The sequence below is a fragment of the Sutcliffiella horikoshii genome, assembly GCF_002157855.1.
Lineage (GTDB): Bacteria > Bacillota > Bacilli > Bacillales > Bacillaceae_I > Sutcliffiella_A > Sutcliffiella_A horikoshii_C.
Genome location: NZ_CP020880.1, coordinates 2,582,045 through 2,608,884 on the forward strand (window position 1 = coordinate 2,582,045; position 26,840 = coordinate 2,608,884).

The 26,840-nt window shown below is 39.1% G+C and carries 33 protein-coding genes; 11 read left to right on the forward strand and 22 right to left on the reverse strand.

Annotated features, from left to right (window positions below; genetic code table 11):
- Positions 1–43 precede the first annotated feature (43 nt).
- Entirely contained in the window at positions 44–1,210 is a 1,167-nt protein-coding gene (locus B4U37_RS13305) for an endonuclease Q family protein (protein ID WP_088018618.1), read from the reverse strand.
- 9 nt (positions 1,211–1,219) lie between these two features.
- Complete coding sequence (locus B4U37_RS13310; RefSeq protein WP_088018619.1) at positions 1,220–1,771, reverse strand: NUDIX hydrolase; 552 nt, start codon at positions 1,769–1,771, stop codon at positions 1,220–1,222.
- A gap of 73 nt (positions 1,772–1,844) precedes the next feature.
- On the opposite strand from B4U37_RS13310, the gene mciZ reads away from it, so the two are divergent.
- The 3 genes from mciZ (at position 1,845) to B4U37_RS13325 (ending at position 3,371) form a co-directional block, all read left to right on the forward strand.
- The gene (gene mciZ / locus B4U37_RS13315) at positions 1,845–1,976 is read left to right on the forward strand and encodes a Z-ring formation inhibitor MciZ (protein WP_010194366.1); all 132 of its coding nucleotides are present in this window, start codon (positions 1,845–1,847) and stop codon (positions 1,974–1,976) included.
- Positions 1,977–2,090: 114 nt separating this feature from the next.
- Positions 2,091–2,951 carry an aldo/keto reductase gene (locus B4U37_RS13320; protein ID WP_088020293.1) on the forward strand — a complete coding sequence of 287 codons (861 nt, stop codon included), beginning with the start codon at positions 2,091–2,093 and terminating at the stop codon, positions 2,949–2,951.
- 105 nt (positions 2,952–3,056) lie between these two features.
- On the forward strand, positions 3,057–3,371 hold the full coding sequence (locus tag B4U37_RS13325) for a hypothetical protein (RefSeq protein ID WP_088018620.1): 315 nt from the start codon (positions 3,057–3,059) through the stop codon (positions 3,369–3,371).
- Between the two features lie 62 nt (positions 3,372–3,433).
- Here the strand turns inward: B4U37_RS13325 and B4U37_RS13330 are convergent, their stop codons facing one another.
- A complete protein-coding gene (locus B4U37_RS13330) occupies positions 3,434–3,688 on the reverse strand; it encodes a YqkE family protein (protein WP_088018621.1) in 255 nt (84 codons plus the stop codon).
- A gap of 192 nt (positions 3,689–3,880) precedes the next feature.
- On the opposite strand from B4U37_RS13330, the gene katA reads away from it, so the two are divergent.
- Positions 3,881–5,344, forward strand: coding sequence for a catalase KatA (gene katA / locus B4U37_RS13335; RefSeq protein ID WP_088018622.1), 1,464 nt, complete (start codon positions 3,881–3,883; stop codon positions 5,342–5,344).
- 241 nt (positions 5,345–5,585) lie between these two features.
- On the opposite strand, the gene B4U37_RS13340 is transcribed toward katA, so the two are convergent.
- The gene (locus B4U37_RS13340; protein ID WP_088018623.1) at positions 5,586–5,900 is read right to left on the reverse strand and encodes a hypothetical protein; all 315 of its coding nucleotides are present in this window, start codon (positions 5,898–5,900) and stop codon (positions 5,586–5,588) included.
- Positions 5,901–6,053: 153 nt separating this feature from the next.
- On the reverse strand, positions 6,054–7,775 hold the full coding sequence (locus B4U37_RS13345; protein ID WP_088018624.1) for a WG repeat-containing protein: 1,722 nt from the start codon (positions 7,773–7,775) through the stop codon (positions 6,054–6,056).
- A gap of 227 nt (positions 7,776–8,002) precedes the next feature.
- Between B4U37_RS13345 and B4U37_RS13350 the strand changes: the two genes are divergently transcribed.
- Complete coding sequence (locus tag B4U37_RS13350; protein ID WP_088016917.1) at positions 8,003–8,308, forward strand: transposase; 306 nt, start codon at positions 8,003–8,005, stop codon at positions 8,306–8,308.
- Between the two features lie 11 nt (positions 8,309–8,319).
- Positions 8,320–9,216, forward strand: coding sequence for an IS3 family transposase (locus B4U37_RS13355; protein WP_245840079.1), 897 nt, complete (start codon positions 8,320–8,322; stop codon positions 9,214–9,216).
- 277 nt (positions 9,217–9,493) lie between these two features.
- Here B4U37_RS13355 and B4U37_RS13360 read toward each other — a convergent pair whose 3' ends face one another.
- The 4 genes from B4U37_RS13360 to B4U37_RS13375 all read right to left on the reverse strand — a co-directional run bounded on the left by B4U37_RS13360 (position 9,494) and on the right by B4U37_RS13375 (position 12,570).
- The gene (locus tag B4U37_RS13360) at positions 9,494–10,024 is read right to left on the reverse strand and encodes an NUDIX hydrolase (protein ID WP_245839973.1); all 531 of its coding nucleotides are present in this window, start codon (positions 10,022–10,024) and stop codon (positions 9,494–9,496) included.
- Positions 10,025–10,041: 17 nt separating this feature from the next.
- Entirely contained in the window at positions 10,042–11,184 is a 1,143-nt protein-coding gene (locus tag B4U37_RS13365; protein WP_157663785.1) for an SMP-30/gluconolactonase/LRE family protein, read from the reverse strand.
- Positions 11,185–11,400: 216 nt separating this feature from the next.
- A complete protein-coding gene (locus tag B4U37_RS13370; RefSeq protein ID WP_088018627.1) occupies positions 11,401–11,955 on the reverse strand; it encodes a dihydrofolate reductase family protein in 555 nt (184 codons plus the stop codon).
- An 81-nt stretch (positions 11,956–12,036) separates the two neighbouring features.
- Complete coding sequence (locus B4U37_RS13375; protein ID WP_088018628.1) at positions 12,037–12,570, reverse strand: C40 family peptidase; 534 nt, start codon at positions 12,568–12,570, stop codon at positions 12,037–12,039.
- A gap of 181 nt (positions 12,571–12,751) precedes the next feature.
- Between B4U37_RS13375 and B4U37_RS13380 the strand changes: the two genes are divergently transcribed.
- Positions 12,752–13,054: a hypothetical protein gene (locus B4U37_RS13380; protein WP_088018629.1), complete on the forward strand. Its 303-nt coding sequence runs from the start codon at positions 12,752–12,754 to the stop codon at positions 13,052–13,054.
- A 30-nt stretch (positions 13,055–13,084) separates the two neighbouring features.
- On the opposite strand, the gene B4U37_RS13385 is transcribed toward B4U37_RS13380, so the two are convergent.
- On the reverse strand, positions 13,085–14,380 hold the full coding sequence (locus B4U37_RS13385; RefSeq protein ID WP_245839975.1) for an MFS transporter: 1,296 nt from the start codon (positions 14,378–14,380) through the stop codon (positions 13,085–13,087).
- 138 nt (positions 14,381–14,518) lie between these two features.
- On the opposite strand from B4U37_RS13385, the gene B4U37_RS13390 reads away from it, so the two are divergent.
- Positions 14,519–15,229 carry a vanadium-dependent haloperoxidase gene (locus B4U37_RS13390; RefSeq protein ID WP_010194343.1) on the forward strand — a complete coding sequence of 237 codons (711 nt, stop codon included), beginning with the start codon at positions 14,519–14,521 and terminating at the stop codon, positions 15,227–15,229.
- Between the two features lie 71 nt (positions 15,230–15,300).
- Here B4U37_RS13390 and B4U37_RS13395 read toward each other — a convergent pair whose 3' ends face one another.
- Complete coding sequence (locus B4U37_RS13395) at positions 15,301–16,125, reverse strand: EcsC family protein (protein ID WP_088018631.1); 825 nt, start codon at positions 16,123–16,125, stop codon at positions 15,301–15,303.
- A gap of 108 nt (positions 16,126–16,233) precedes the next feature.
- Here B4U37_RS13395 and B4U37_RS13400 point away from each other — a divergent pair, with 108 nt between their 5' ends.
- A complete protein-coding gene (locus tag B4U37_RS13400; protein ID WP_010194339.1) occupies positions 16,234–16,545 on the forward strand; it encodes a hypothetical protein in 312 nt (103 codons plus the stop codon).
- A gap of 15 nt (positions 16,546–16,560) precedes the next feature.
- On the opposite strand, the gene B4U37_RS13405 is transcribed toward B4U37_RS13400, so the two are convergent.
- The 7 genes from B4U37_RS13405 to B4U37_RS13430 all read right to left on the reverse strand — a co-directional run bounded on the left by B4U37_RS13405 (position 16,561) and on the right by B4U37_RS13430 (position 20,694).
- On the reverse strand, positions 16,561–17,295 hold the full coding sequence (locus B4U37_RS13405; RefSeq protein ID WP_088018632.1) for an alpha/beta fold hydrolase: 735 nt from the start codon (positions 17,293–17,295) through the stop codon (positions 16,561–16,563).
- Between the two features lie 178 nt (positions 17,296–17,473).
- Positions 17,474–17,617 (reverse strand): hypothetical protein, encoded by a 144-nt coding sequence (locus B4U37_RS22005; protein WP_157663786.1) that lies wholly within the window; start codon positions 17,615–17,617, stop codon positions 17,474–17,476.
- A gap of 17 nt (positions 17,618–17,634) precedes the next feature.
- Positions 17,635–18,072 (reverse strand): pyridoxamine 5'-phosphate oxidase family protein, encoded by a 438-nt coding sequence (locus B4U37_RS13410; protein ID WP_010194336.1) that lies wholly within the window; start codon positions 18,070–18,072, stop codon positions 17,635–17,637.
- A 12-nt stretch (positions 18,073–18,084) separates the two neighbouring features.
- Positions 18,085–18,567, reverse strand: coding sequence for an NUDIX domain-containing protein (locus B4U37_RS13415; protein WP_010194335.1), 483 nt, complete (start codon positions 18,565–18,567; stop codon positions 18,085–18,087).
- 26 nt (positions 18,568–18,593) lie between these two features.
- Entirely contained in the window at positions 18,594–19,397 is an 804-nt protein-coding gene (locus tag B4U37_RS13420; protein WP_088018633.1) for a PP2C family serine/threonine-protein phosphatase, read from the reverse strand.
- Between the two features lie 14 nt (positions 19,398–19,411).
- On the reverse strand, positions 19,412–20,107 hold the full coding sequence (locus tag B4U37_RS13425; protein ID WP_088018634.1) for a Type 1 glutamine amidotransferase-like domain-containing protein: 696 nt from the start codon (positions 20,105–20,107) through the stop codon (positions 19,412–19,414).
- Entirely contained in the window at positions 20,104–20,694 is a 591-nt protein-coding gene (locus B4U37_RS13430; protein ID WP_088018635.1) for a YdcF family protein, read from the reverse strand. Before B4U37_RS13430 ends, B4U37_RS13425 begins: the two co-directional genes overlap by 4 nt.
- Positions 20,695–21,066: 372 nt before the next feature.
- On the opposite strand from B4U37_RS13430, the gene lepB reads away from it, so the two are divergent.
- Positions 21,067–21,657 carry a signal peptidase I gene (gene lepB, locus B4U37_RS13435; RefSeq protein WP_088018636.1) on the forward strand — a complete coding sequence of 197 codons (591 nt, stop codon included), beginning with the start codon at positions 21,067–21,069 and terminating at the stop codon, positions 21,655–21,657.
- A gap of 745 nt (positions 21,658–22,402) precedes the next feature.
- Here lepB and B4U37_RS13440 read toward each other — a convergent pair.
- The 4 genes from B4U37_RS13440 to B4U37_RS13455 all read right to left on the reverse strand — a co-directional run bounded on the left by B4U37_RS13440 (position 22,403) and on the right by B4U37_RS13455 (position 25,767).
- Positions 22,403–22,756 carry a CCDC90 family protein gene (locus B4U37_RS13440; protein WP_088018637.1) on the reverse strand — a complete coding sequence of 118 codons (354 nt, stop codon included), beginning with the start codon at positions 22,754–22,756 and terminating at the stop codon, positions 22,403–22,405.
- A 435-nt stretch (positions 22,757–23,191) separates the two neighbouring features.
- Positions 23,192–23,854 (reverse strand): CoA transferase subunit B, encoded by a 663-nt coding sequence (locus tag B4U37_RS13445; RefSeq protein ID WP_088018638.1) that lies wholly within the window; start codon positions 23,852–23,854, stop codon positions 23,192–23,194.
- 18 nt (positions 23,855–23,872) lie between these two features.
- Positions 23,873–24,562, reverse strand: coding sequence for a CoA transferase subunit A (locus tag B4U37_RS13450; RefSeq protein ID WP_088018639.1), 690 nt, complete (start codon positions 24,560–24,562; stop codon positions 23,873–23,875).
- A 20-nt stretch (positions 24,563–24,582) separates the two neighbouring features.
- The gene (locus B4U37_RS13455) at positions 24,583–25,767 is read right to left on the reverse strand and encodes an acetyl-CoA C-acetyltransferase (RefSeq protein ID WP_088018640.1); all 1,185 of its coding nucleotides are present in this window, start codon (positions 25,765–25,767) and stop codon (positions 24,583–24,585) included.
- 147 nt (positions 25,768–25,914) lie between these two features.
- Here B4U37_RS13455 and B4U37_RS13460 point away from each other — a divergent pair, with 147 nt between their 5' ends.
- On the forward strand, positions 25,915–26,835 hold the full coding sequence (locus B4U37_RS13460; protein ID WP_088018641.1) for a hydroxymethylglutaryl-CoA lyase: 921 nt from the start codon (positions 25,915–25,917) through the stop codon (positions 26,833–26,835).
- Positions 26,836–26,840: the final 5 nt, after the last annotated feature.

Consider the following 26,840-nt stretch of genomic DNA (forward strand, 5'->3'; position numbering starts at 1 on the left):
TTATGGGGAGAATTTTTAGAGGGGAGTTATTGCGTCTCACACGTCATTCATCACTTACCTTACCAAACCTGCCCCCACCACCAGCTTTAAACGCCAGCCTTCCGCTTCGAGCAGCCACAATGAGAGACGCGATCTTTTCCCCTACAACTTCCACTAATTCTTCTTGACTTGCTTCATGCAGGATTCCCATTTCTGTACCGAAAACTCCCCGTAATTTCATCAAAGTCTTCGGTCCAACACCAGGAATGAAATCCAATGGGACCTGATGTATGTAAGGCGGGCGGGGTTTCAATGGTTCCTCATTATCAGCCAGCTCCTCTATCCGATCCGAAACACCCTTAACGAATTTCATGTGGTCACAACTTCCACAAATATCTTCCCCCTGCATTAATGGAGTAAAGCACTTTTCACAAACTGTCGTATAGTACTTCCCTAATTGCGGGCTCAAACCGTAATTTGCAACCACTCTTCTCCCATCCACTTCCTTCAAAGCAAGACGCAATTCTTTAAAACTTGGTTCCTTCATGCAAATCTTTTGATACTCTCTTGCAATTTTACCAACCGAATGAGCATCAGAATTTGAAAGGAACGCATACTTGGACAGCTCACTTAATTGGCCCGCCATAGAGGTGTCCGCACTTAACCCAAGCTCGATTGCATCAATCAGGTCAGGATCGAATACTTCCGTCAAACTTTTCTTAACACCCTTGCCATACAAACTTTTAAAAGGTGTAAAAACATGAGCTGGGATAAACAGGCCGCCCAGACGATTTACCTCACGCTGAATAACAACCGCATTCTCATACACTCGTTGTGTGGACAGCGTAACATTTTTCATTCGCTTACTAAGCCAGTTGGAGAATTCCACCATTTTATCCACTGTCTTCATATAACATAGTGCATGTATCAAGCCCTGACAGTTCTCATCATATATTTCGATTTCCGCACCAAGAATCAATGTAATATCTCCCATGCGTACACCACCGTCAACAAGCTCCACCAACTCACCAGATGCAATGCGATTACGAAGGCCGATAAGCACTTCAGGTACCTGGCAATCGATGACACCTACCATATCCAAGCCCTTTTTAAAGCGAGCCTCTTCCAAAACAGCCTCCAATGTTAATTTATTGGAGGCTGTAATTTTTACCGGCTTTCCACTGGCTGTCCGGCCCAAATGTATATGTAAATCGGCAAAATAATCTTGCATGCCTCTCCCCTACTTTCGAAACAATGTTTGCATTTGCAAATACTGCACGGCATAAGCAGTCTTCGCATCATAAATTTCCTTTTTATCTATAAGTTCAAGCGCCTCTTCTAATGACACTTCCAACAGATCCACAAATTCATCCTCATCTAACTGATGTTCTTCAGTGTCTTTGCGCAGCCCTTTTGCAATGAATACGTGTACCAATTCATCTGCAAAACCAGGTGAAGTATAAAAAGAAATCAATGGCTCTAATTCATCACATGTATAACCAGTTTCCTCTTGCAGTTCGCGTTTTGCGGTGACAATCGGCTCTTCGCCTTTCTCTAGCTTTCCTGCAGGAATCTCCACCAAATTACGCTCCATTGCCTTTCTATATTGACGGACCATAATGATCTTGTTCTCCTCCGTTACAGCTATTACCGCCACTGCACCGGGGTGTTTGATAATTTCTCGTTTACTTGTTTTTCCGTTTGGAAGTTCCACATCCTCTAAATATAAATCAATGATTCTTCCGGAGAATAATTTTTCACTATGTAACGTTTTTTCTTTTAAATGATCCATCCCGACCGCTCCTTGTTCTGTAGTCATCCATTTCTTCATACATTCTACCATAGAAGGGTTAGGAGGGAGCAAATTGAAAGTCTATGTCCGTCCAAACAATATCGTATTGGTAGGAAAGGCTTGGGAAATACGAAACAAGCTTAGGGAATATTCCCTTCATCACGTGTATGTGAAAACATGGATTAACGCCTTAAAAGATGAATGATTTGTAGCAGAGCCCTCCTTTTCGGTAAAATGATGAAAAGGAGGCGTTTTTTTGTTATCTAAAAATCGACTTGGCAAATCAGAATTATATGTAAGCCAATTGGGGCTTGGTTGTATGTCCCTTGGCACCGAAGAAACGAAAGCAATAGATATTGTAAAAAGAGCGCTTGATTTAGGGATCAATTATTTAGATACTGCAGACTTGTATGATTTCGGACAGAATGAGGAACTGGTAGGTAGAGCTTTAAAAGGGCAACGCGACAAAGTCGTGCTTGCAACAAAAGCAGGAAACAAATGGACGCAAGGGAAAGAAGGCTGGGAATGGGATCCTTCCAAGCAGCATATTCAATCAGCAGTCAAAGACAGCCTGCGCCGCCTGCAAACCGATTACATCGATTTATATCAACTTCACGGAGGTACGATAGACGATCCAACCGAAGAAACCATTGAGGCATTTGAGGAGTTAAAAAAAGAAGGATACATCCGCGAATACGGAATCTCTTCCATTAGACCTAACGTTATTAAGCGGTTTGTAGAAAACTCCTCGATTGTATCGGTCATGATGCAATACAGCATGTTTGATACACGGCCGGAAGAATGGTTGGATTATCTTCATGAAAACAATGTTAGTGTAATAGCTCGCGGTCCTCTAGCAAAAGGACTATTGTCGGAAAATGCTCTAAATAAGCTTCAAGACAAATTTAAAGGAAAAGGTTTTCTTGATTATAGTCATGAGGAGCTGGAGAATCTCTTACCAAAACTAATGAATGTTACTGGTGAGAAGCCACTTCAAACAACTGCATTTCATTACTGTTTGGCACACCATGCCGTCGCAGCGGTCATTCCTGGTGCAAGCTCCATTGAACAGTTGGAAGCGAACGTCCATGCCATGAATGAACAAGCAATCTCAGAAACACAATACTCAACAATCAAAGAACTCGTCAAGCAGTCTAATTACGACTCACATCGTGATTAATCTCAAACAGCTTCCTTTATCGGGATGCTGTTTTTTTGTTAATTTGAAACTTATTCCATTTCCAAACGTAGAATAATTAAACTATAAACCGAAGGAGGAAACTTAATGGTTAAATACCTTATCCTTTTAATCATTGTCCTAGCAGTGGAAATCGGAATCCTACTCGGGATCTCCACCTATTTTGACTTTAACCTCTTAAGCACCATGTTTTTCGGCTCTCTTTCCTTTGTCTTCATCGCATTCTTCACAAGCTCTTCAGGAGACATTTTCACCAAAAATTCAGAAGCAGCTGTTTTTGATTCCATGGCCGGTCGATACAATCCGCAACAACAAAAGCCAACATTACATATCGGGCCATTTTTGCTTGGATCTCTGCTATGTTTGGCTGTCTACTTCATTATGGCTTTTTTCCTTTCATAACAAAAAAGAGAATGGTTAAGTTGCGCAGGACCATTCTCTCGTTTACTTTCGTTTTCTCACTCTTACTTGAATTCTTTCCAGTTTTGATTACTTTCTGCAAACAGTTCTTCAAACGATTTATTCTTCTCTTTTAAACGTTTTTCTTCTTTTTTTCTTTCAGCCTCTTCCGCTTTTTGTTTTTGTTCTGTTTGAACCAGTTGGTCCTTCATTGATTTCAATTTCGAATATACATCGCCCTCTAATTGATCTTTTAGTGATATTTTCTCTTCCTTCTTGTTCGTCAAAGGTCTTTGGTTATTCTTATGCTTTTTCTTCACGGCAAGCCCACTCCTATAATCACGTTTTCTAGTAGTATAGCAAATTATGATTCACCCATAAACAATCAACTAAAATAAACTAGCTTCTTAAAGATAAATATTATTACTTTATAATTATTATAAAAAAGTATTGATTTTCGTATGATAACTGTTATCATTATAAAAGTAATCTTACACATTAAATTGAGGTGAATGATTTTGACAACTAATAATAGACTCACAACTAGCTGGGGTGCTCCTGTTGGAGATAACCAGAATTCCATGACTGCCGGTTCCAAGGGACCTACACTCATACAAGATGTCCACCTTCTAGAGAAACTCGCACATTTCAATCGAGAACGGGTACCTGAACGTGTGGTTCACGCAAAAGGTGCAGGTGCACACGGCTATTTTGAAGTAACGAATGATGTTACAAAATACACGAAGGCAAAATTCCTCTCCGAAGTAGGAAAACGCACGCCAATTTTTGTCCGATTTTCCACGGTAGCTGGTGAGAACGGGTCTGCCGATTCAGTTCGTGATCCGCGTGGGTTTGCGGTGAAATTTTATACAGAAGTCGGAAACTATGATCTTGTAGGAAACAATACACCGGTTTTCTTCATCCGAGATGCCATTAAGTTTCCAGACTTTATTCACACTCAAAAACGTCACCCTAAAACACATCTTAAAAATCCAAATGCCGTTTGGGATTTCTGGTCTCTTTCTCCTGAATCACTGCATCAAGTGACGATTCTGATGTCTGATCGTGGAATTCCTGCTACTTACCGTCATATGCATGGATTCGGTAGCCATACATTCAAATGGGTAAATGACAATGGTGATGGAGTTTGGGTTAAGTATCATTTTAAAACAGAACAAGGCATAAAAAATCTGACGGAAGAGCTTGGAACGAAGATTGCCGGTGAGAACCCTGATTATCATACAGAGGATCTATTTAATTCCATTGAAAAAGGAGATTACCCGGCATGGAAGCTTTATGTCCAGATCATGCCAATGGAGGATGCTGATACTTATCGATTTGATCCATTTGATGTGACGAAAGTATGGTCTCAAAAAGATTATCCATTGATAGAAGTTGGACGGATGGTATTGGATCGAAATCCTGAGAATTATTTTGCAGAGGTGGAGCAGGCAACTTTCTCTCCAGGCACACTTGTTCCTGGAATTGATGTATCGCCTGACAAAATGCTGCAGGGGCGCCTTTTTGCCTACCATGACGCGCATCGCTACCGTGTTGGAGCGAACCACCAGGCTCTCCCAATAAACCGAGCAAGAAATGAAGTGCGCAACTATCAACGGGATGGCCAAATGAGGTTTGACAACAACGGTGGAGGTTCCGTTTATTATGAGCCGAACAGCTTTAATGGTCCGACTGAAACTGCTGATAATAAACCAGCTTCCTTTACTGTTTCTGGAATGGCAGACAGTGTGTCTTTTGATCATAATGATCATTACACACAAGCTGGAGATTTATATCGCCTACTTTGTGAGGAAGAACGCACACGCTTGGTAAAAAATATTGTCGGGGCTATGATGCCGGTTGAAAATGAGGAAATCAAGCTTCGCCAAATCGGTCACTTCTATAAAGCTGATCCAGAATACGGAATTTGTGTTGCAGAAGGACTTGGCTTACAAATCCCACAGAAAGTACGCTAGTTATATAGTTTACTAAATATAGATTTCTCTTTTATTCTCATTTCTGTCAAGCAGGCACTGGTTATTGGTGCCTGCCTTAAATCTAGTTCAAAGGGAGGTTATCAACTTGAACAAAAAAATTTGCAAAACGTGTGAAAAGCCTGCAAAAAAATTAAAGCATTCTATATTATGTGGCTGTGGAGTGAAGATACTTTTAAAATAAGACCGGAAGAATGCAAAGATTCAACCAGTCTTCTATACTTTAGCTACCTACCTTTTCCAGGTAGACGAATTTATTCTCTTTTGACATGGAAACAGAAGACAGAAGGATCCTCCACCCCTTCAAGGGACTTCCACATTTAAAGTGCATCGTCTCTGATTCTTGCAGTTCCACTGTGTAGGTTCTACTTACACACCAGTCCACTTTAATTTGAAATGTGTAGGTTCCCCGCTCCAGCTCAATCGTTTCTTTACCCCCATTTGCAATTTCACCAATAATTTTTTCATTAGCTAGAATCTGATAGTTTCTCATTTTGTTTGCAAATTGATCATCCCGCTCGAAAACTACTTTTGCCATCTCTTTTCCTCCTAATCTATGCAAAAAATTCATACCAGGATTTTTACCCGTTTACTAATATTTACAAACCCTTCACCCTCTCTCTTTTTTCTCTTTATTCATAAGAAAAGACAGCTTGGTTGTAAGCTGCCTTTTCCGGTTTCTCCTTAACTATCAATGGAAGGATCGCCAGAAATCGCCCTTTTTATCAATAATATTGTTAATCTCTTTAAAAGGTATTTCGAAAGTCGGAAACCCTGCTGCATAGGGAGCTATTTCATATGGTGTAAAGTACAGAAACAAGGAATAACTGGAGACGTAGAATGGCTGATCAGGTTGAATACCCTTAAAAGAATCCGGGAAGTAGTTATCAGGGTTTTCCTGTATTTGTTTCGCAACCAAATCGCTTAACACCTTCACATAGTCACTATTCGGTTTGAATAAGTCTTTCAACTCATATATTTTACCCGTGCTGATATCTACTGGCACCATGATTTGTGTCGGCATCCCGTGGGCTGCGCCAAACGGATAGTTGTAGCCGTTGAGTTCTAAGATCAATAGATTCTTTTTATAAAATTGCACCGAAAAATCACCTGTGTAATTATAATCCAGTTGTGTATCCGGCGGAACTGGAATAACCTGAGATTGCGTGCGTAATACTTCGTTCACTTTTTTCTCTGCTTCTTTATTTTTCATCCCCTGTAACTGGGGATAATACACAAGGTAATCCTTATTTGGTCGATATTTTTCCTCGCGTATAGAAACGTTACGATTTACAGGGATGACCGAATTTTGAGCATATACGAGATTGCCAGCTTTATCGTAATAGGATAATCTCTGATCCACAAATGCTTTCACTAACTGACCTTCTATGGACAACGTACCGATGCCATCTATAACGGGAAGATCTTTCGCCTGTCTTCCGCTTTTGTTGATAAAGAAACTTTTAAGTCCTTGGGTAACAGAACTATATTCCCCTTTGTAGTTGTTCACTGCATCATATTGAAAATCAGTCATGATCTGCCCGCTAAGCGTATCAGCTATTGCATATGTGGAGCCTACAAATGGCTGCTCAGGGTTAATGGCTCTTCCGATAGCTGCCCGATTCCCACCAAGCTGATTAATATCGTTATATCTTGGAGGAATAAGATAGTTTCCAGTCTTATCAATTAAACCGTACTTATTTTTATAGTCTATGGAAGCATTGACAATGGCTCTTCCGCCTTGAAAGGGTAAAGCCATTCCAAATTGCGGCTTAATAACGACATTCCCTGCTTCATCAACATACCCTGCTTTATCTTGGTAGGTTCTCTTGAAAGAAATAAGCCCTTCACTCAATCCATTCATCTGTTCATATGGATACGTTTGTAGTTGAGTTCCCGTTGAATTTAACAAAGCATACGATTTATCTTTTACCTGAACAAGTGCTTTTCCCTCACTCATATCAAAGGCATACTGGTATTGTGCAGGTATTGCCACATTTCCGTTGAGATCTAAGTATCCATAAAGGGTGGTTCCTCCATTTATGGAATCTTGGAAAACCGCACGGCCTCCTTGATAAGGACTAATAAACGAATACGCTTTTTGCGTCAATACTTTCCCTTTTTCATTTAAGACAACGGAACCACCTTCATTTAACATCGCAATCGCACGACCCTCTGTAAGAGGAAAAATAGAGCTATATATCGGGCGAACCACAAATTTACCGGTTTGAGTAATAACCCCAGCTCCACCTTTACGAACAATTGCTAACCCGTTTTGCTGGAATTCCCCGGCATCTTCAAAGGTAGGCTTTAACACAAACTTTCCTTTCTCATCTATATATCCCCACTTTGTGCCTTCTACGTTTCTAACGGAAGCAGGAAACAAACGCGGTTTAATTATTCTTCCGAACATATATGTGGTCACCCCATTAGTTTTTGATATCTTATGGGGTTTTGCCTTGATGGGTGAAGAGCTAACAAGTACGGGAGAAGGTTAAATGGACCCTATGTATGGAAAAGTAAGGTTTTTTGGAAAGTTCGTGCCAAAATGAGCGGAATTGTGGATGTAGTATAAAAAGTGGACACACCTATTGGCGTCATGATTTAATCATAATCAACAATAAAAAGGACGTGTTAATCATGGCAAAATACAAATCCTACTCCCCAGAATTCAAGGAATTTGTAGTGAAACAAATTGAATTAGACGGACATAAAATAGTCGATGTGAGCCAAAACCTAGATATTCCTTATGATACCCTACAAAAATGGTTAAAGAAGTACCGGGATCAGAAGAAAGCAGAAGAAAAAAATGCTCAAAATCAACTACTAACAGCTACAGAATACAGAGAAATGTTTGAAGCAGAAAGAAAAAGTAAACTTGAATTAGAAGAAGAGTTAACGATCTTAAAAAAGGCCATGCACATCTTCACGCAAGAAAAGAAGTAAGGTTTGCGTTTATTCATTCCCATCGGGATGAACACACTGTAGTGATGATGTGCAGAGCCCTTGGTGTGACTACATCTGGATACTATTTGTATGTGAAACGGTTAGAACGAGAAGAAACGGAACGAGAACAGTGGAGAAGGCAACTTGATGACCGTATCCGTTTTCATTTTTATGACAATCTAGAGACGTATGGAAGTGTGAGAATACATCAAAAGTTAGTAGACTATGACGATTTTAATGTATCAGCTAGTACAGTAGCCAAGCGAATGAAGGTACTAGGACTGTATGCCACTCCGCCTAAGAGTTTCATTGCCACTACAGATTCTGATCACTCTAACCGAACGTTTAAAAACAACTTGAAACAAGCGTTTAACCCAGAGGCCCCAAATATGGTTTGGGTCACTGATATCACGTATATTTCTACCATGGAAGGTTTCATCTATTTCAATCCAATTCTAGACTTATTTGGACGAAAAGTTATTAGTTATTCAATGTGCGACCGAATGGATCGTAGTTTACCTCTTCGAGCGTTAAAGGAGGCAATAAAATTAAGGGAACCGAAAAAAGGTTGGATCCACCATTCAGATAGAGGGTCGCAGTACTGTTCCAAAGATTACATCGACGTCCTAGAAGATGCCAAAGCAAAGATCAGTATGAGTAGGAAAGCCACTCCATACGACAATGCTTGTGCGGAATCATTCTTTGCCTCCATGAAAAAAGAATACTTGAATAAATTTCGTTTCACCACAAAAGCAGAGGCTATGGCAGCTGTGCAATTTTATGTGGAGTTTTACAACAGAAAAAGAATCCATTCAACCCTAGAATACGCCACACCAAATGAGTACGAAATGGCGTATGAAATGGCACAACAAAAGGATGCCAATTTGGGTCGTAAAACCTCTGCATAAAGAAACAATGTGAACTTTATTGTTTGTTTATGTAGAGGCGTGCAAGCGTAGTGGAACACGGAGCGCGGAAGGAAAAAAGTACGCCAATTCAAGGCATATAAGTGTCCATTTTCTTGACAGAAGTCCAATTGATGCCAAAACTGCCTGAGTTGGTGCCAAAACGATACGAGTTCGTGCCAAAAGCATGCAAGTTGGTGCCAAACCGATTTATCCGTTCAAGGGCAGCCCCTTTCTTCCTCTTTATTAAGATCTGTCTGACCGTGCCTAATGACGTAGATCATTTTTTCACCAACCTTTCTGATTCCCCCCTGACAAACTGCAAAATTTTATGTAAGACGTATGTCTCCCTCTCGATCCATCCGTTATGATCACTTAGTTTTTGCGCACGTTCGTTTTGTGAAATAGCTTCTTCTATTGTTATCCATTTAGCGGTAAAACCTTGTTCTATCTCATACCCCTCTAACTGTTGAGCAACGGTTTCCCCCATGCATTCGCACATGTAATAATGAGAATTCATTTCAAAATGAAGACCTTGATCGAAAACGTCCTCTCTTCTTTCTAAATAAACACCAAATTTTTCTCCTACAACCGTATTTACATAACCCGTTTCCTCTAAGACTTCTCGTATAAGTGCTTCTACATGGGTTTCTCCAGATTCGACGCCCCCACCAGGAAATTTAAAATCATCTTTGTTGGAGTGTACCATCAATATATGGCTATCCCTGATTGCAATTGCCCTGACAGCTTCCCTTACTTTTATATGTTTGTTTTCTACTTTTTCTATCCCTATGAATTTATTAAAGTACATATTTAACAACCTTTCTTTTAAAAGCCTAAGTCTTCTTTTTTCAACCATCCAATGGCTTTCTCATCATTAAGATGGTGAAAATACAGAACTTCCTCCGTTTCCGTAACTCCCGTGATATTCGTATATGTTATAGAATCACTTTGCATATCTTCAACGACTTCGCCTGATTCGTTAATAGCGATAACATGCGAGTATCCTGCCCCTTTAGGTAACATTTTAGCTGGAAGGCGCATTGCCATTTTTCTTAATATCGGTTTATCAGCACTAAATTCCAAGAAATTATTTCTAGGCATGATCAACCCAATCCATAACCTTCCGTCCTTTCCCGCCATCATATTATCCGGTAATCCAGGGAGGTTCTCTATTATCACTTCTGCAAATTGACTTTCTTCCTTTGTACTTAACATCTGATCTTTTTCTAGGTTTAATTTCCAGACCCGGTATTTTCCCGTTTCATTTATAAAGAGATATTTTTCGTCCGTACTTAATGCAATTCCGTTTGCAAAGCTAATACCTTTTATCAGAACTCTGGTTTTTTTCGTAGCCGGATTATATTCCAATACTCTTCCTGTACTGCGATTTTCAAGAATATCTATTTCTCCAGCGCGTCCAACATCACCGATGTCTTTCGCTTTTGTACTTTGAGAAGCATCTGTAAAATAAATGATTCCATTATTAGAAACTACTACCGCATCAATAAAGTTTAAGGGGGTATTTTCCACTTTGTCTGTTAATAGATTGATGTCACCCTCACCATTTTCAAAATTGCTTATTTTAAGTAAGCCTCCATGTTTACCATAAAGGGGATCAGCAACGATGATTGATCCTTCATTATCAAAGTCAAAGCCTAAAGGTCTGCCTTTCGTATTTGCGATTTTCTGTAATCCTTTGCCATCCTCCCTTATACGAATGATAGCACCAGTTTTTGTGGCTGCGTACAACCAACCTTCACGATAGACAATATGCTCTGGCTCTGAGTATTCTTCAATAGAAAAATATTTCATCCCATCTAATCTATTATTCTTCTCAAAATCACCTGTATATCCTTTGGATTTTGGTGATTCCCATGCAAGAGGGTCAATTGAGACTGGCCAAAATAATAGATACAAAATAAAAATTGTACAGAGAAATGCGAGTACTTTGATAGTGTTGAGTTTCATAGTTATCCCTTTACCTCCAATTACTACCATATATTACTTATTATCTACCACAAATTAGTTACAGTCCATGCAAAAATGTAGAAGGTTGATTGGGAAATGTAGAAGGTTAACCGGGAAATGTAGAACGCCGCATATAAACGGTCAAAGCGGACGCATTAACGGTCCAAGCTCCTTTTTCCATCCATCAAAATAAAAACAGGTGCACTCCTAATAGAGTTACACCTGCTTATCTTCGTCTCTTATCACTATATACCGATTTTGAACAAGTCCGGATGGGAACGAGTTGCTCGCAACAAGCTCCAGCTTTTTTTCTTGTTCTGTTTCTTTAAATAATCTCACACCGTTCCCAATTAAAATTGGAATGGTGGAAATGACATACTCGTCGATGAGATCTTGCTTGACGAATTCTTTAATCACTTCCGCTCCTCCATCAACAAATATATTCTTTCCACTATTCGCACGGATGTAAGTAATTAACTCTTTCACATCGCCTGAATAGTATTCTACATGATCATCCGAGCCTTTTTTAGAATTGGAAAGAACATACGTCTTTCGTTCCTTGTGGGGAAACTCTACGCCAAAAGACAACACTTTCTCATAAGTTCTCCTACCCATGATTACCGTGTCCACACTTTCTACAAACTCCATATAACCGTAATCTTCTCCAGGAGCATCTACCATGGAAAGCCAGCTGATATCGTCATCTTTTTTTGCTATAAATCCGTCGACACTCTGTGCTATGTATACAATTACATTTCTTGATTTTCCCATTTTTCTAGCTCCTCTATCACATCATTTACTTCATTGATAGTAGCATTTTAACAAAATAGGAACAAGCACCCGAATATCGATTCATACGCTTTTTTTAAAACTCCCTTTTTCGACCAGAGAATCTTTGACTCTATAGATGGTAGAGATGTATTCTATACGCTCTGACCTCATAATATCTATTGGTGTTACGTCTCCTGTAACCAGATCCTCGACCAAATCTATACCAATTTGCTGAAATGCTTTGTCGATTATTTCAGAACAGATGTAACGATCCTGTTCATGAATAATGATGTTCCAACGGAAATAACGTTTCACACATAATGAAATAAGCCGCCACCAATCGTACCCTTTAGAGGTGGAAACCTTTTTATGAAGAAAATGAAGTAATTCTTTTTGTTGGTCGTCCGTTAAATTCACTTTCAGTCTGTATAAGTCGTATTCTTTGTACGGATTCTTCATGATCTCCATCTTACGATATAAATCTACTTCACAAATTTGCTCTTCACCCACTGCAATGGTCACATGGGTGTATTCAGATTTCAGAAAAAAACGGATAAAAGGACTGAAATTGCAATTTCCTTTCACAAAAAGTAAATCACCGACTGCCATTTTCATCGTTCCGCCCCACTAACTTTAAAATCAGGTAAAATATCCCTATATGTATTTATCTTATTATATAACAAACTTCATGACTTTTTTACTAATTATTCAAATTATTTCTTTAAAAAGAACGAGTTGGTTCAAAAGCAGAATTAGACTATAATGAGAGTACTAGAATTAAAGGAGTTAAAAGGCAATGGAGAAAAAAGATTTAGAACAAGCAATCATACAAAACTACCAAAAAGAAGAAAATATGATGATATTGGTCTTTGCACAATGGTGTATCAATCATAATCTCGATCCATTTACTCTTTATACAAAGGCATACCCTGATCAAGCGAATAACCCTGCACTTGCTCAAGCCTTGGAATTAACAGTGTCCAAAGAAGAGGCCGGGGATATCTCAAACGATACAGTATTAGGAGTGTTAGCTATGTTTGGGAATGACGACTTAGCATTTGTCGTGTCTGAGGAGATAGAAAAGACAAAAGGAAAATAATTAAAAACGGCGTAAGCAGACTATTTCTGCTTACGCCGTTTTTTTATTTTTCACCCGTTTGACAGCTACGTTACCTCTACTTGCCCAGATTATTAAAGGTAATAATAAAATGGATAAAAGCCCGCCTCCAATGGACAGTAGCGAGTAGCTCGAATGGGAGACTACCATTCCTGACAACATTCCACCAGTCGCCCCTGATAATGCGACCATCACGTCCATAGAGCCTTGGACCTTTGCCCGTGTGGAAGGAGTAGTGGCATCCACGATTGTTGCCGTGCCACTTATTAAGCCGAAGTTCCACCCTAAACCAAGTAGCGCCAAAGCCAAAATTAATACGAATAAACTATCACCAGGAGCAGTCGCCGCGACGATCCCCGCTAGGAGCAGTGTTACACCCGCTGCTGAAGCCATTGCGGTACGTCCGACCTTATCGACCAGAACCCCGGTAACTAATGAAGGTAGATACATGGTACCAATATGAATCCCGATTACAAGACCGATAGCATCCAGGCCGTGTCCATGATGCCCCATATGAATCGGTGTCATTGTCATGATTGCGACCATCACCATCTGTGTCAGCACCATCACAGATCCCCCAACGATGATTCCACGATTATTCTTTACATGAGTTTCTTTTGGTGTTTTCTCCGAATCTTTCCTTTTCTCATTTTCCAACGTTTTAGAAACCAATAAAGGGTCTGGTCTCATGAAGCCAAGTAATATCAGCCCTGCCAAAATGAATGCTGCCGCTCCTAAAATAAAGGGACCAGCTAATGATGGTACACCTATTGAAACTGCAAAGTCTCCCATCACACCGACTAGATTTGGTCCTGCTACTGCTCCAAGTGTAGTCGAAACTAATGCAATACTAATAGCTTTACCTCGTTGTTTGGCAGTTGCCAGATCTGTTCCGGCATATCGCGCTTGTAGATTGGATGCAGTACCTGCTCCATAGAATAGGAGGGAGAAAAACAGCAACCACACATTGTCGGTGACAGCTGCAAGCACCACACCTAGAGCACTAATTCCTCCGGTTAGGAACCCTCCGGCCAAGCCAATCCTGCGACCAAACCTTTGCGATACACGACCAATCATGTAAGCCGCTCCCGCTGAACCTAACGTCAATAAGGCTACAGGAACTCCAGAATATGCATCGGTACCAAGCATATCTTGAGCCAGCAAGGCCCCTACCGTAATCCCAGCAGCTAGACCTGCCCCACCAAATATTTGTGATAGAACGACAATAATAAGTGTCCGTCGATATAAATGTTGCAACTTTTCAGGGGAAGCAACTATCTCTTCCAAAGTAATTTTACGACCTTCCATTGTACTCTCCCCTTTTTTCATTTAAAAACATTTCTTCCTATTTTAGCATGCTTCCACTAAGACTGCTTATTGTTTTTAACATATATTTGATTAACTAATCATAAAAAATTTAGAAGAACATTATGAGGGGTTGAACCTATGCGGACAGAATATAGACTATGGTCCCTATATCCATATCAAGGAGAGCAAACTCCCCCAGTTGGAAATCCTAACGCTGGTTTTTGGCCGATGTTTTTCATCAGGCGCGAGGGAGCAAATAGATTTCTTGATCCTTTCGGGAAGGAAATTACTTGGCAAATAAGAGAGCCTTTATCAATAGATTGGAACAGCGAACTTCAGATTGTAGAACAAACAATGAGTGTCATTACTCATCAACAAATACAAAGCGCACAATATTGGGCTACAGGAGAGATTGCAGAAAGATTTTCAACCATGCTTTATGATTTCGCTGAGCAATATCCGATGGGATCACCTAACTGTGCCCGCATGCAAGGATTTTTCCATGCAACCATGAATGATGTTTTTGTCGTTTGCTGGTATTTAAAGTATTTATGGGATGTTGCCCGCCCGAACCAATATGGGAGAAATATTAGAAGGCTGATGGATACACCCAGATTCCCCGCCTATCCTTCTGCACATGCATGCTTAGCAGGAGCGGCTCAGGAAATAATGACGTACTATTTTCCACAAGAACAAGCCCGAATTAAAGCTACTACTGAAGCTTCTGCTCAATCCCGCTTGTATGCAGGGGTCCATTTTAAAGTGGATAATGATGAGGGATTAAGACTTGGAAGGCAAATCGGGAAGATAGTCGTGGACGTGTTGAAGGTTCAGAATGTGAAACAATAATAATTCATCACAACTAAGCCTACTGACTTTTACGAAAAAGTTAGTAGGCTTTAATTTCGCAAAAATGCTTACTATTCTTTTATTTTCTCCGTTTGAACCTCTAAACGTTCTACTCTTTCTATAATTCTTCTTTTCTGATAGAGCATAGTGCCCGCTTCCGTCATATCGCTTACCATAGAACGATTGGCGAACGCTCCAAAAAGGATACCTGCTACCGGTACCAATTGGAAAAGTTTCTTCCAACCAAAAGATTCTGTGAATGTCACAGTTACTTCCCTCCAACCTTGGAGTTGGGAGAATACCTCTTTAGATTTCATTTCTTCATTTGAAAAATCAGCCAGTTCATTCAAAATTGCCTGCTTCCCAACAATATCTGCCGATGTAAATTGCAGGCATTTCAAAATAAATATCCTCTCCGTTTTCTCTTTCGGATCATATCCATGCAAAATCGCGATTTCCTGTAACGTTTTTAAAGATATAGCCAAGATCGCAGGGATATCAATTACCAAAGTGAAAATCCCGCCGATACCCGTACTTGCTCCCTGGATGGTGGCAGCATTTTTACGTGTATTGCCCAATGCGAGAGAAGCTTCTTTCATTTCAGCAACGGGTATATCCTGAAAATCACTTAATTCAGTAACTGTTCTGCCGGTTTTTTTCCCAAAATAATGAAACACACTCTTCTCGTTTGAAAGGTAACTCCCTCCGTTCTGTATAAAACTTCCCAACTCATCAAGGAGGCTCCCTATCTTCCCTTGAATAAATTTTGGAGTCAATCTATCAAGCAATTTAAAAGGGATGCGTCCAATTCGCTCCCAAAACCATAGCCCTTTCTGGTCGTTTTCCCATTTTTCGATTAATTTCAATTCATTTTGCAAACTTTCTCTTGTTTCCATACATAGTTCTCCTTTGAATTTATGAGGTTGGATGTCTTTTATAAATTTTGAAACTTTTTCTTTCAGTATACGTAATAATATTGTCATACCCATATGTAGGAGGCAACGATGAAAAAGGAATTATCCATCAAAAGTTTATTAAACATAATAGGACTTTTTATTTTTCTAGGCATGATTATCATGGCTATTACAAACCCATTAACCATTGATCCAAACATAGGAATCTATCAAAATGATAAGGCTATAATGAAAGGAAAAAAGCTGTACGAGTTTGCAATCTTTATACTAATTTCAAGCTTCACTTACTTCCTTTTGGTTCAATTATATTTTTCAACTCCAAAAGGACGAAAGGTATTTTTCATTGTTCTTTCTGTTTTAGCCATCGCGGCCCCAATGGTTGCTATTTACCTTGAAAGGTGATTAATTGTTTATTGCTTAATTAATAGCCGGCAGTGATTTTATCAATTTTTTTATTGTGTTTATTACTAGTAGCGGTTCATCATTCTGTATGTAATGGGCACTATTTTCTGCAACTATAAATTCACCTTGTGTCGTGAATCTTAGAATCTCCTCTTGCATACTGTTCCATAATGCTTGAGATCCCTTAGAGTAATGTGCTTTTTTCCCTGCTGACATTACGATTGTTGGGGTATCCGTAACTCTATTGCTTAAATGAAGCTGGTGCAAACTTTCTTTGAATTCATGGAAGTCTCCTTCAAGGGTAAACTGTTTATTGTAAGCCTCTTTAAATTCATCAGACATGGAAGGTAAAAACCTTTCGGGATAATCTTCGGGAGTAGAATCTATTAAAACTAACCCAGCTACCTCCTGTGGGTACAGATTGTTGAATAATCGCATGTTTACACCACCGTAAGAATGTCCTACAAGAATATAAGGTGGCAAGACATTTTTACTCATTAAGAGTTTTCTCAATTCCTCTACCATAAATAGGCTGGTCCTTGGGTTAGGACTTCTTTCACTTTTCCCAAGGCCAGCTCTATCATATAAAAATACTTGAGTTAATTTAGAGATTGCAGGATAGACGGATTCCCAAGCTTTTGAATAGTCTCCATATCCCGCGTCCATGATGACAGTTGGAAAACCACTTAATTCTCCATATATTTTATAATCCAAGTAAAAACTGTTTATATTTAATCGACTACCATTCATTCCTATTCTCCCTTACTTTACAAAGTAATATCCTGCTTGCATCCAAACAGACCCTCGTTTACGTGATACTGTTTGGATATTAAAAGTTCACAGATAAATAATGTTATAGAATAATCTGTAAGTCCCCGTATATAGCCAACTAAAATATTGTCCTTCCACACAAAAAGTAATATTCGAATTATCCCATGCTTGCTTTGTTAATGTTTCTTTTGACACAAGATTGTTCCAATTTTCTTCTAATTAGCTGATAAATATGGGGAAAATCAATTTCTTTATATTCTTTGACTTCTAAGTATTCTCCATTTCTAAATTGAAATTTCATTTATTTGTTCCCCTTGTTTATATTAGATACGACTGATCCCTAATCACTACAGTCTTAGGTTGAAACCTAATTAACACATTAGACGAATCTAAGTTTTGAAACCTCTGATCCCATTTAGATTCATCTTTGCCAAGATATTTCGAAATGATTTTATATGCTATACCTGAATCAAAAGGCTCTACACTACCATTTCCGCGGAATCCTGCATGGTGTACTTTACCCGTAGTAAAATCAAAGTCTACTATCCCAATGGCACACTTTGAGTTATTCTGAATTCTTTTTGGAAAGGTATCGTTAGCAGTTCCAATTATCCATAATTCATTTTCCTCCCAATGAAACCAAACAGGAGAATCTTTGGGGATATCCCCCTCAATGGTTGCTAGATGAGCAAACAATGGTTTCTCTAGCATTGCTTCAAGGTCAAAGCTTCTCTTTTTATCTCGGATAATTTGCAAACCTCCCCACTCCTATCTTTCTATAAGGTATTCCTCTAAATGATGCTCTTCTATAATTTCAACGCTTCGTTTTTTCTCTGCATAAGCAAGAATGTGTTCCTTAATATTCGGATATAAAATCACCTTGTCCAATTCGGTTAAAGGAATCCATTTCACTCCTGTTTGATTGGGATCTGGGTTAGCTGGCAATCTTGGTATACAGCCTTCTGGTACGTTACATTCAAACATTAACCCCAGTGAGTGCGTGCCACCGTACTTGTTGTTGTTTAAGTGAGGGGCATATTCATAAACGAATGCCAATGATCCAACTTCCACATCAATGGACGCTTCTTCTTTAGCTTCTCTTTTTACAGCTTCCTTTAGCGTTTCACCTGGCTCTGTTCCACCAGCAGGTAAATTATAATGCAATCCATTTTCGTCATTAAATTCTATCAATAATATAGAAGCGTTCTGAATGATTAATGCACCAGCTCTTACTCTAATATGAAATGACATGTATGTAGTACCTACCTTTTTTTCGTTTACTTTAAATCACTTGGAATAGTTGCCGCTTTATCGTTTTGTATTATCCAGGAAACAACCGTTGTACTGTCCCGTACGTTTTTTGATTGAATCTTTTCTAGAAGTTTCCTAACTCCGACGGCACAAGTAACATCCTGAAACACACGATAAATATTTTTTGCTTCATTATATGAAGTATTCGGGCATTCCACTAATCCATCTGTTGTCATGAAAATATGATTTTCACCAGTTCGCAGTTCCTTAACACCCTTGCTGTAACAAGGAACATCTTTGTTGAATGTACTTTCTTTGCCGACCCATTCAAAAAAGCTGCGATGATTTTGTTGATATTCACCTAACCGCTCAAGGTCCGGATGATGCAGTAACAGTAAGCAGTCTCCTATCGAGAACCACCACAAATACTTGTCTTTGCGGAATGCAAGTAAACAGGCTGTCTCTCCTTGAACATTCTTACAATCCAGTATGAAACTTTCGCTTTGAAAGATATCCAGCACCAAGTCACTTAAACTTGTAAATAAATCTTTTACCGGCAATGTAAAAATGGCTAAAAACCTTTGTTCATTCTTTTCAACTGTTGAAATAACCAACTCTGCACTTTCTGCTGTAAAATGAGCATCTAGTAAAATCACAAACTCCCAATTTTTTTCATTACACCAGATTAAACAACCATCCTCATTTTTATATTGTCCTGCAGTGGAATTCCCGCCAAAACGACCGAGAACAATCTTCTCCCCCACCTTCACTACACTGATTTCGTCCACAAAATGTTTCTTGCTTCCTACCCAACTCAGTTTGTTTACCACTGCTGCATCCCCTCTTAACTCCCTAAATACTTTGTCGGAAGCTCTTCTTCCAAAAGTTCTTTCTCAAAATAAACTTTGTATGCTTTTGCACTGGGCCTTGAACTAACAATATGCTCAAGTTTATTGTTCACATAATGGAGCGCAACGCCGTCATCGGTTGCTATACCTGGAATAATGTTCTTATTTGCCACCATTTCTTTATAGGATGGTCTCCTTTTTACCTCCCCATCATAATGAGGACAATTACTACCTTCTATGAAACCTAAGCACTGAATTGGTTCTAATACATCCCCAAAGGAATCCGTCACTCCTTCTTGAAACCAACAAATGGACCCTGCACTAATACCGGCAAGTAAGACACCTTTGTCATATGCCTTTTTCAGAATGACGTCTAGCCCCCATTCTCTCCACAGTATTAATAGATTTCGAGTATTACCACCTCCGACATAAATGATATCTTTATCTAATAAAAATGCTTCAAAATTCCTCGTAGGCGGGTTAAAAAGTGAAAGATGCGATGGTACACATTCCTCCTTCTCAAAGAACTGATAAAACCTAGCAATATAATTATCCGCGTCACCGCTGGCAGTTGGGATAAAACAAATTTTCGGTGTGGGCTTACCTGTTTGTTGGAGGATATAGCGATCTAAGAACGGGTTCTCAGGTTCCATGGAAAAGCCTCCTCCACCGAGGGCGATCAGTTGTTTCATATTTCATTTTCTCCTTTCTCTTTTAATAGGTGCATGTTTTTCCATCTAGGAATGATTTCACCGAAATATGTACCAATTTTTTCAACTTCATTCATTACACGTTTTATGCCGATTTCTGTTAAACACCAGTTTTCCTTTGTTATTCCATATCTATCAACACAAGGTGAGACTAGAAATTCACAATCTATTGGGAATTCAGCTTGGTAGCATAGTAATGAACGCCTAGCATGCCCTGCTTTACAAACCACAATCGCTTTTCCCGGAACTAAATTGTTCCTGCGAAGAACTTCTAACGAAAAGCGGGCATTTTCTAATGTATGTTGTGCCTTGTCTTCTTTTAAAATTACTTCTTCAGGTATTCCATTTTCTATGGCTATTTTTCGTAAATACTCCCACTCGGTCATTCCAACGTGTGGTTTAAATCCGCCAGATGGTAGTATATATGGAGCCATTCCTTGCTTATACAATTCTGCAGCCTTCTCCATTAATGGAGGATGATTGGCACCTGTCACCAATATTACATCCGCTGGAGATACTGGCGTTTCCACAAATATAAATTCAGTAATACAATCAAACGGATTATCCATTTATATAAACTCCTTTATCATGCTCACTTTTCAAAAAATCTCACTTTATATATTAACATAAAATCCCATAACCTTTAGACTTATTGTTTGTGTATTTTGAAAATCAAAAATAACCCAGCTCGAAAATGAACTGAGTTATAAATTGTTGATTTTTTTTAGATGCTTATTCACCAATCGCTCCATTTAGATTAATATGTCTTTGTGTATATTCCTTAGAATAAAGATTATTCCTTATCTTGCCTTTCTAGAAAAGGGTTGTTTAATTTCTCAAAATTCAATAAACATACACAACTAACAATAGTGTTTTCCTTTTTTTTCCGTACAATATATACAAAGGGGGAATAATTATTTAGATTTGGCGTTTTTGTAATTATGTTATTGGTACTTATGGGTTGCTCTTTCAACTCACCATCTGGAACCGTGTCGGACAATGATACGGACGCTAATGTAAGTATTTTTAAAGATGTTGAACCCGACTGGATTGAGCATCATTACCTATCTGATAATATGGATCGAGGAAACCACGATTACTATGATCAAGTTCTTGTGATAGATCCAAGTTTAGAACCATCCTCATATATTCGAGGAGATATTGTATTCTTTAGCAATAGTACGAATGACAAGATGATTTCTAGAATTATTGCACTTCCTGGTGAGAAAATTAGCATTTCCGAAGGGCAAATTTATATAAACAACCAAAAATTAGATACGTTTTATGGAAAGGCACATAGGCTTGGTCTTGATAAAGATAGTTACTTTCCAGCTATGGATAAAGCAGGGGTGGATTACGACAAAAAAGGAATGCTGGATTACGTTTTCGAGTTTAATCAGAATGAATTGGTATTAGCAGATAACGAGTATTATGTGGTAAGTGATGATTGGTTTAGAGGGACTAAGCAAATTCTAAAACAAGATGAAATTATTGGTGAAGTGCTTGGCTACCAATACGGTTACAACAATTAACTATTGGTTGGATTTTAATCTTAGTCACGGTAATGAATAATTTCCCACTAGAAGGCTTAGAGGTTATTTTCCTCTAAGCCAATTTTTTATTTCGATATTCAACAATTGCCCTATATACTTTAATACGAGATATTTGAAGAGTAGATATTTATAACTACTAATACTATTACAGAAAAGCTATATAACGACCAAGCTAATCTTCGGTTACCTCTTGGAACTTCTTTGTTTTTAAGCACCTTCAATTGTTTATAAGTCAAAATTAAAAACATTACTATCGAGAATAAAAGCACTTCATTCAATTTTTAAAACCCCTCCTTTTTCAATAATCCCGCCCTTTAACAGAACAACAATTACATTGTATCTGGTTATATTTTAACATAAAATTCCACTAAACCTTTATCAAAAATTTTATTCAATTCACCTAATAAATATCTGAATTTGCAACACAAAATATTGGTGTATTTGTCTTCATAAAATGGCACATTCTCTTGTTGCAAATTGGGATACAAATTAATCTACAAATCCCCCTTATATTTGACTGAAAAACCTTTGATATAAAAAAATCACCTACTAAATTGGCTTCCAATTTGATAGGTGATTTTTTGCTTTTTCTATATTTGCGATAGGCAACGGAACCCTTTACATTATTAAATGCTTTTTTTATGGGTAATTGTATTTAAGGAAATTTACATTCTAGTGGCGTAGAAATTAGGGGATTGAATCATAAGTATTTCTCGAGGAGACTTTAAACTTCTGTGTTTTTTTCTAACCTATTAACCCTAAATTCCAATTTGGCGTTTTTCTCAATAAGAAGATCTGTATCAAATTTAAATGAATCCAGTCTTTCGTTTGTGGCGTTGAGTCGTAAATCAATCTTTTTCATATCACGACGGTATTCATCTTTATAATCTTTGAACTCAGATTTTAACGTATCAACATCGCTCTTTAATATACTAACATCATTCTTTAATGTACTAACATCGCTCTTTAATATACTAACATCACTCTTTAATGTACTAACATCACTCTTTAACTGGCTTATGTCTACCTTCATCTCATTGATTCCTTGCAGAATTTGTTTTAACAGTTCATTTTCCACTTTAGCTCACCTCCCTTTTCGTTATTATAGCATGACTATAAGATATCATGTACAAATCTTAAATGTTTTATAGGTAAAAAGACTCAGTAATAACTTTTAGAATAATACAAGATCAAGTTAACATAGTGTTTTATAAGGAGATGTTCTTTCCCAATCTTTATACAAGCTTCAACCAAGGGGCTGATTGCTTTGTACAAGAATAAACATAAACAATTAATCATATTTTTAGGTATTTTCTTAATGCTATTTCTTGTTGTTAATTTTGTCCGTCACGTACGGATTTATGTTGTTTATAGTTCGGGGGTAGGTCCATTCATTTTGGGAGGATTAATTATTTTGGCAATAGTTGTTCTATACGTTAGAAGGTAAAGATATTGTTCAAATAAAAAAACAGGAAGGATAACGATTCCCTCCTGTTCATTTATACACTATAATCTAAAAAGCTTCTAGTTTCACATGCTCATCCACAATCAACGTCGGCTCCGTCGTGTTCTGGATATCTTCCACTGTAAAGCCGCTTGCAACTTCCACAAGCTTTAAGCCCTGTTCGGTTACATCCATTACCGCCCGGTCTGTGATGATTCTGTCCACCACACCTTTACCGGTCAAAGGCAATGTGCATTCCTTCAATATCTTTGCTTCTCCAGCTTTATTGACGTGATCCATAATGACGATGATACGTTCAGCCCCGTGCACAAGGTCCATTGCGCCCCCCATGCCTTTGATCATTTTGCCTGGGATCATCCAGTTGGCAAGGTCACCGTTCTCACTAACTTCCATGCCACCTAAAATTGCGATATTTACATGACCGCCACGAATCATCGCGAATGATTCAGCGCTGTCAAAGTAGGCTGCTCCAGGGATAGCCGTTACGGTCTCTTTTCCAGCATTAATTAGGTCTGCATCCACATTCTCTTTTGTCGGGTATGGCCCGATACCTAAAAGGCCGTTTTCTGATTGCAGAACTACCTGTTTGTTATCGGATATGTAATTCGCCACAAGAGTGGGCATTCCGATTCCAAGGTTCACATAGTAGCCGTTCTCAATTTCTTTTTCTGCTCTTTTTGCTATTTTTTCGCGGTTATTTATAGTTGTCATCGTTTGTTCCCCTCCTTGCTAGTCTCTTGTGGTAACACGTTCGATTTTCTTTTCTTGCTGACCTACGATTAGTCGTTGAACATAGATGCTTGGTGTCTGAATCAGGTTTGGATCCAAGTCACCGATCTCTACAAGATCTTCCACTTCCGCAATGGTCACTTTACCAGCTGCAGCAATCATTGGGTTAAAATTTCGAGCCGTTTTGTTGTAAATGAGGTTCCCCATTTTATCGGCCTTGGTTGCTCTCACTAAACTGAAATCCGCACTGTAAGCTTCTTCAAGCAAGTATTCTTTTCCGTTAAATTCACGGACTTCCTTGCCTTCCGCAATTGGTGTCCCTACTCCCGCTGGTGTATAAAATGCAGGGATTCCTGCTCCGCCTGCTCTGATTTTCTCCGCAAGCGTACCTTGTGGTGTTAGCTCTACTTCAAGCTCACCAGATAAAACCTGACGCTCAAATTCTTTATTTTCTCCAACATAAGAACCAATCATTTTCTTGATTTGTTTGTTTTTCAGTAGAAGCCCAAGCCCCCATTCATCTACACCACAGTTATTGGAGATGACCGTTAAATCTTTTACCCCTGTTTCCACAAGTGCAAGAATTAAGTTTTCCGGTATGCCGCACAATCCGAATCCGCCGACCATAATCGTTGCACCATCATGAATGTCTTTTACCGCTTCTGTAAAGGATGTATAAATTGGTTTCATCTTAAGTTGCACCTCTCTCTTTATATGTTTTCTACAATTGTAGCGACACCTTGGCCGCCGCCAATACATAATGTTGCAAGTCCTTTTTTCACTTCACGGCGCTTCATTTCATGGATAAGTGTCACTAAAATTCTAGTTCCACTGGCACCGATCGGGTGGCCTAATGCTATGGCACCTCCATTGACATTTAACTTTTCAGGATTGAACTGCAATTCTTTACCCACAGCAAGAGCTTGAGCTGCAAAAGCTTCGTTTGCTTCTACAAGGTCCATTTCTTCCATGGACTGGCCGCCTTTTTCCATTGCTTTTTTCACAGCAGTGACAGGACCGATTCCCATGATACTTGGGTCTACTCCACTGCTTGCGTTGGCAACGATTCTTACAAGCGGTTTGATACCAAGCTCTTCCGCCTTTTCCTTGCTCATTACCACTACCGCCGCAGCTCCGTCATTAATCCCAGACGCGTTTCCAGCTGTAACAGAACCATCCTTTTTAAAAGCAGGACGTAATCCGCCAAGCTTTTCTGCTGTGGTTCCTTTTCTAGGATATTCGTCTGTATCTATCGTCAGAATTTCTTTTTTCTTTTTCACTTCTACTGGTACGATTTCGTCTTTGAACTTGCCGTCTTCGATTGCTTGGACTGCTTTCTGTTGGCTGTTTGCAGCAAATTCATCCTGTTCTTCTCGAGTTAATTCATATTTCGTGCAGAGGTTCTCAGCTGTCACTCCCATATGGTAATCGTTGAAGGCGCAAGTCAAACCATCCGCCACCATAGTGTCGACTAACTTCTGATCGCCCATTTTGAAACCGTCACGAGCACCTTTTAATAAGTAAGGAGCCTGAGACATATTTTCCATTCCACCGGCAACGACAATATCTGCATCCCCAGCTAGGATTGCTTGTGTGGCAAGGTGAACTGCTTTCAGCCCTGATCCACAAACTTTATTAATGGTCATGGAGGACACTTCTTGTGGTAGTCCTGCTGCCATCGCTGCTTGTCTTGCAGGATTCTGGCCAAGACCTGCCTGCAGTACATTCCCCATGATTACTTCATCTACACTATCTGGTGCAAGCCCGGCTTGTGCGAGCGCTTCTTTAATTACCACTGACCCTAACTGTGGAGCGGAAACATCTTTAAATGCCCCACCAAAACTTCCAATCGCTGTTCTGACAGCGCTTACAATAACTACTTCTTTATTCGACATAATTTCCTCTCCTCTCGACTGATTAATTTCTAGATTCATGTCGAAAATCCTTCTTTTTTTATAAAATTTCTATTATTCTTGCTTTTAGCACCCTCTATTCCATAAAATTAAAGATGGGAGAAATTATTCGTGAAGGGGGAAACAACGATGAACTTGCCATCTAAAGCAACCATTATCGAAGTAGGTCCGCGTGATGGATTACAAAATTTGAAAACTTTTGTACCGACGGATGCGAAAATCGATTTTATTACAGAATTGAAGAAAGCGGGAATTCCAGAGATGGAGCTAACATCCTTTGTCTCTCCAAGGTGGGTACCACAAATGTCAGACGCCGCTACTATCATTGAAAGTTGCAATGATAGTGAGACTAGAAATTTTGTGTTAGTACCAAACCAAAAAGGCATTGAGAGATTAAGAAGCACCTCTTGTAAAAATGCCGCTGTGTTCGTTGGGGTAAGTGATACTTTTAATAAGAAAAACATCAATAAAACCACCAAGGAAAGCTTGGTGGAATTGGAACCTTTAGTAAGGGAATTAAAAGAAGAGGGGTACTTTGTGCGTGCTTGTATTTCCACTTCGTTTTATTGTCCGTATGAGGGGAAAGTAGCAATGGAGGATGTTGTTTCATTATGTAAGCGCTTTGTTGCTTTTGGTGTGGATGAGTTGAGTGTTGCTGATACAATCGGATTGGCGAATCCTAAGGAATCCTTTCAACTTTTCTCTGTTTTAAAAGAGGAATTAGATGACGTAATGTTAACAGCCCATTTCCATAACACCCGCGGTATGGCTCTGGCAAATATTTTTGCAGCCCTTCAAGCAGGTGTGGATCGATTTGACACGTCAGCAGGCGGACTTGGTGGATGTCCGTTTGCACCGGGCGCATCCGGAAATGTTGCAACAGAAGACGTCGTCTATATGCTAGAACAAATGGGCATTGAAACAGGAATCAACTTGAAGCGTGTTGTAAGAGCATTAGAGAACCTCCTACCACATTTAGATAAGCAATATGAAAGCCAATATTATAAACTTGTACAATCGAATGGAACTGCTGTCCCTCCTGGTGTATAAATTCC

Bases quoted from the DNA above. Each gene is read 5' to 3' on its own strand.
- katA (WP_088018622.1), top strand. From the start codon at position 3,881: ATGATTTTGACAACTAATAATAGACTCACAACTAGCTGGGGTGCTCCT.
- B4U37_RS13455 (WP_088018640.1), bottom strand. From the start codon at position 25,767: ATGTCGAATAAAGAAGTAGTTATTGTAAGCGCTGTCAGAACAGCGATT.
- B4U37_RS13445 (WP_088018638.1), bottom strand. From the start codon at position 23,854: ATGACAACTATAAATAACCGCGAAAAAATAGCAAAAAGAGCAGAAAAA.
- B4U37_RS13430 (WP_088018635.1), bottom strand. From the start codon at position 20,694: ATGGATAATCCGTTTGATTGTATTACTGAATTTATATTTGTGGAAACG.
- B4U37_RS13345 (WP_088018624.1), bottom strand. From the start codon at position 7,775: ATGTTCGGAAGAATAATTAAACCGCGTTTGTTTCCTGCTTCCGTTAGA.
- B4U37_RS13305 (WP_088018618.1), bottom strand. From the start codon at position 1,210: ATGCAAGATTATTTTGCCGATTTACATATACATTTGGGCCGGACAGCC.
- B4U37_RS13350 (WP_088016917.1), top strand. From the start codon at position 8,003: ATGGCAAAATACAAATCCTACTCCCCAGAATTCAAGGAATTTGTAGTG.
- B4U37_RS13310 (WP_088018619.1), bottom strand. From the start codon at position 1,771: ATGGATCATTTAAAAGAAAAAACGTTACATAGTGAAAAATTATTCTCC.
- B4U37_RS13390 (WP_010194343.1), top strand. From the start codon at position 14,519: ATGCGGACAGAATATAGACTATGGTCCCTATATCCATATCAAGGAGAG.
- B4U37_RS13450 (WP_088018639.1), bottom strand. From the start codon at position 24,562: ATGAAACCAATTTATACATCCTTTACAGAAGCGGTAAAAGACATTCAT.
- B4U37_RS13415 (WP_010194335.1), bottom strand. From the start codon at position 18,567: ATGTCATTTCATATTAGAGTAAGAGCTGGTGCATTAATCATTCAGAAC.
- B4U37_RS13405 (WP_088018632.1), bottom strand. From the start codon at position 17,295: ATGAATGGTAGTCGATTAAATATAAACAGTTTTTACTTGGATTATAAA.
- B4U37_RS13365 (WP_157663785.1), bottom strand. From the start codon at position 11,184: ATGAAACTCAACACTATCAAAGTACTCGCATTTCTCTGTACAATTTTT.
- B4U37_RS22005 (WP_157663786.1), bottom strand. From the start codon at position 17,617: ATGAAATTTCAATTTAGAAATGGAGAATACTTAGAAGTCAAAGAATAT.
- B4U37_RS13380 (WP_088018629.1), top strand. From the start codon at position 12,752: ATGGAGAAAAAAGATTTAGAACAAGCAATCATACAAAACTACCAAAAA.
- B4U37_RS13395 (WP_088018631.1), bottom strand. From the start codon at position 16,125: ATGGAAACAAGAGAAAGTTTGCAAAATGAATTGAAATTAATCGAAAAA.
- B4U37_RS13385 (WP_245839975.1), bottom strand. From the start codon at position 14,380: ATGGAAGGTCGTAAAATTACTTTGGAAGAGATAGTTGCTTCCCCTGAA.
- B4U37_RS13425 (WP_088018634.1), bottom strand. From the start codon at position 20,107: ATGAAACAACTGATCGCCCTCGGTGGAGGAGGCTTTTCCATGGAACCT.
- B4U37_RS13370 (WP_088018627.1), bottom strand. From the start codon at position 11,955: ATGGGAAAATCAAGAAATGTAATTGTATACATAGCACAGAGTGTCGAC.
- lepB (WP_088018636.1), top strand. From the start codon at position 21,067: ATGTTATTGGTACTTATGGGTTGCTCTTTCAACTCACCATCTGGAACC.
- B4U37_RS13340 (WP_088018623.1), bottom strand. From the start codon at position 5,900: ATGGCAAAAGTAGTTTTCGAGCGGGATGATCAATTTGCAAACAAAATG.
- B4U37_RS13460 (WP_088018641.1), top strand. From the start codon at position 25,915: ATGAACTTGCCATCTAAAGCAACCATTATCGAAGTAGGTCCGCGTGAT.
- B4U37_RS13325 (WP_088018620.1), top strand. From the start codon at position 3,057: ATGGTTAAATACCTTATCCTTTTAATCATTGTCCTAGCAGTGGAAATC.
- B4U37_RS13360 (WP_245839973.1), bottom strand. From the start codon at position 10,024: ATGTACTTTAATAAATTCATAGGGATAGAAAAAGTAGAAAACAAACAT.
- B4U37_RS13320 (WP_088020293.1), top strand. From the start codon at position 2,091: ATGTCCCTTGGCACCGAAGAAACGAAAGCAATAGATATTGTAAAAAGA.
- B4U37_RS13400 (WP_010194339.1), top strand. From the start codon at position 16,234: ATGAAAAAGGAATTATCCATCAAAAGTTTATTAAACATAATAGGACTT.
- B4U37_RS13375 (WP_088018628.1), bottom strand. From the start codon at position 12,570: ATGAAAATGGCAGTCGGTGATTTACTTTTTGTGAAAGGAAATTGCAAT.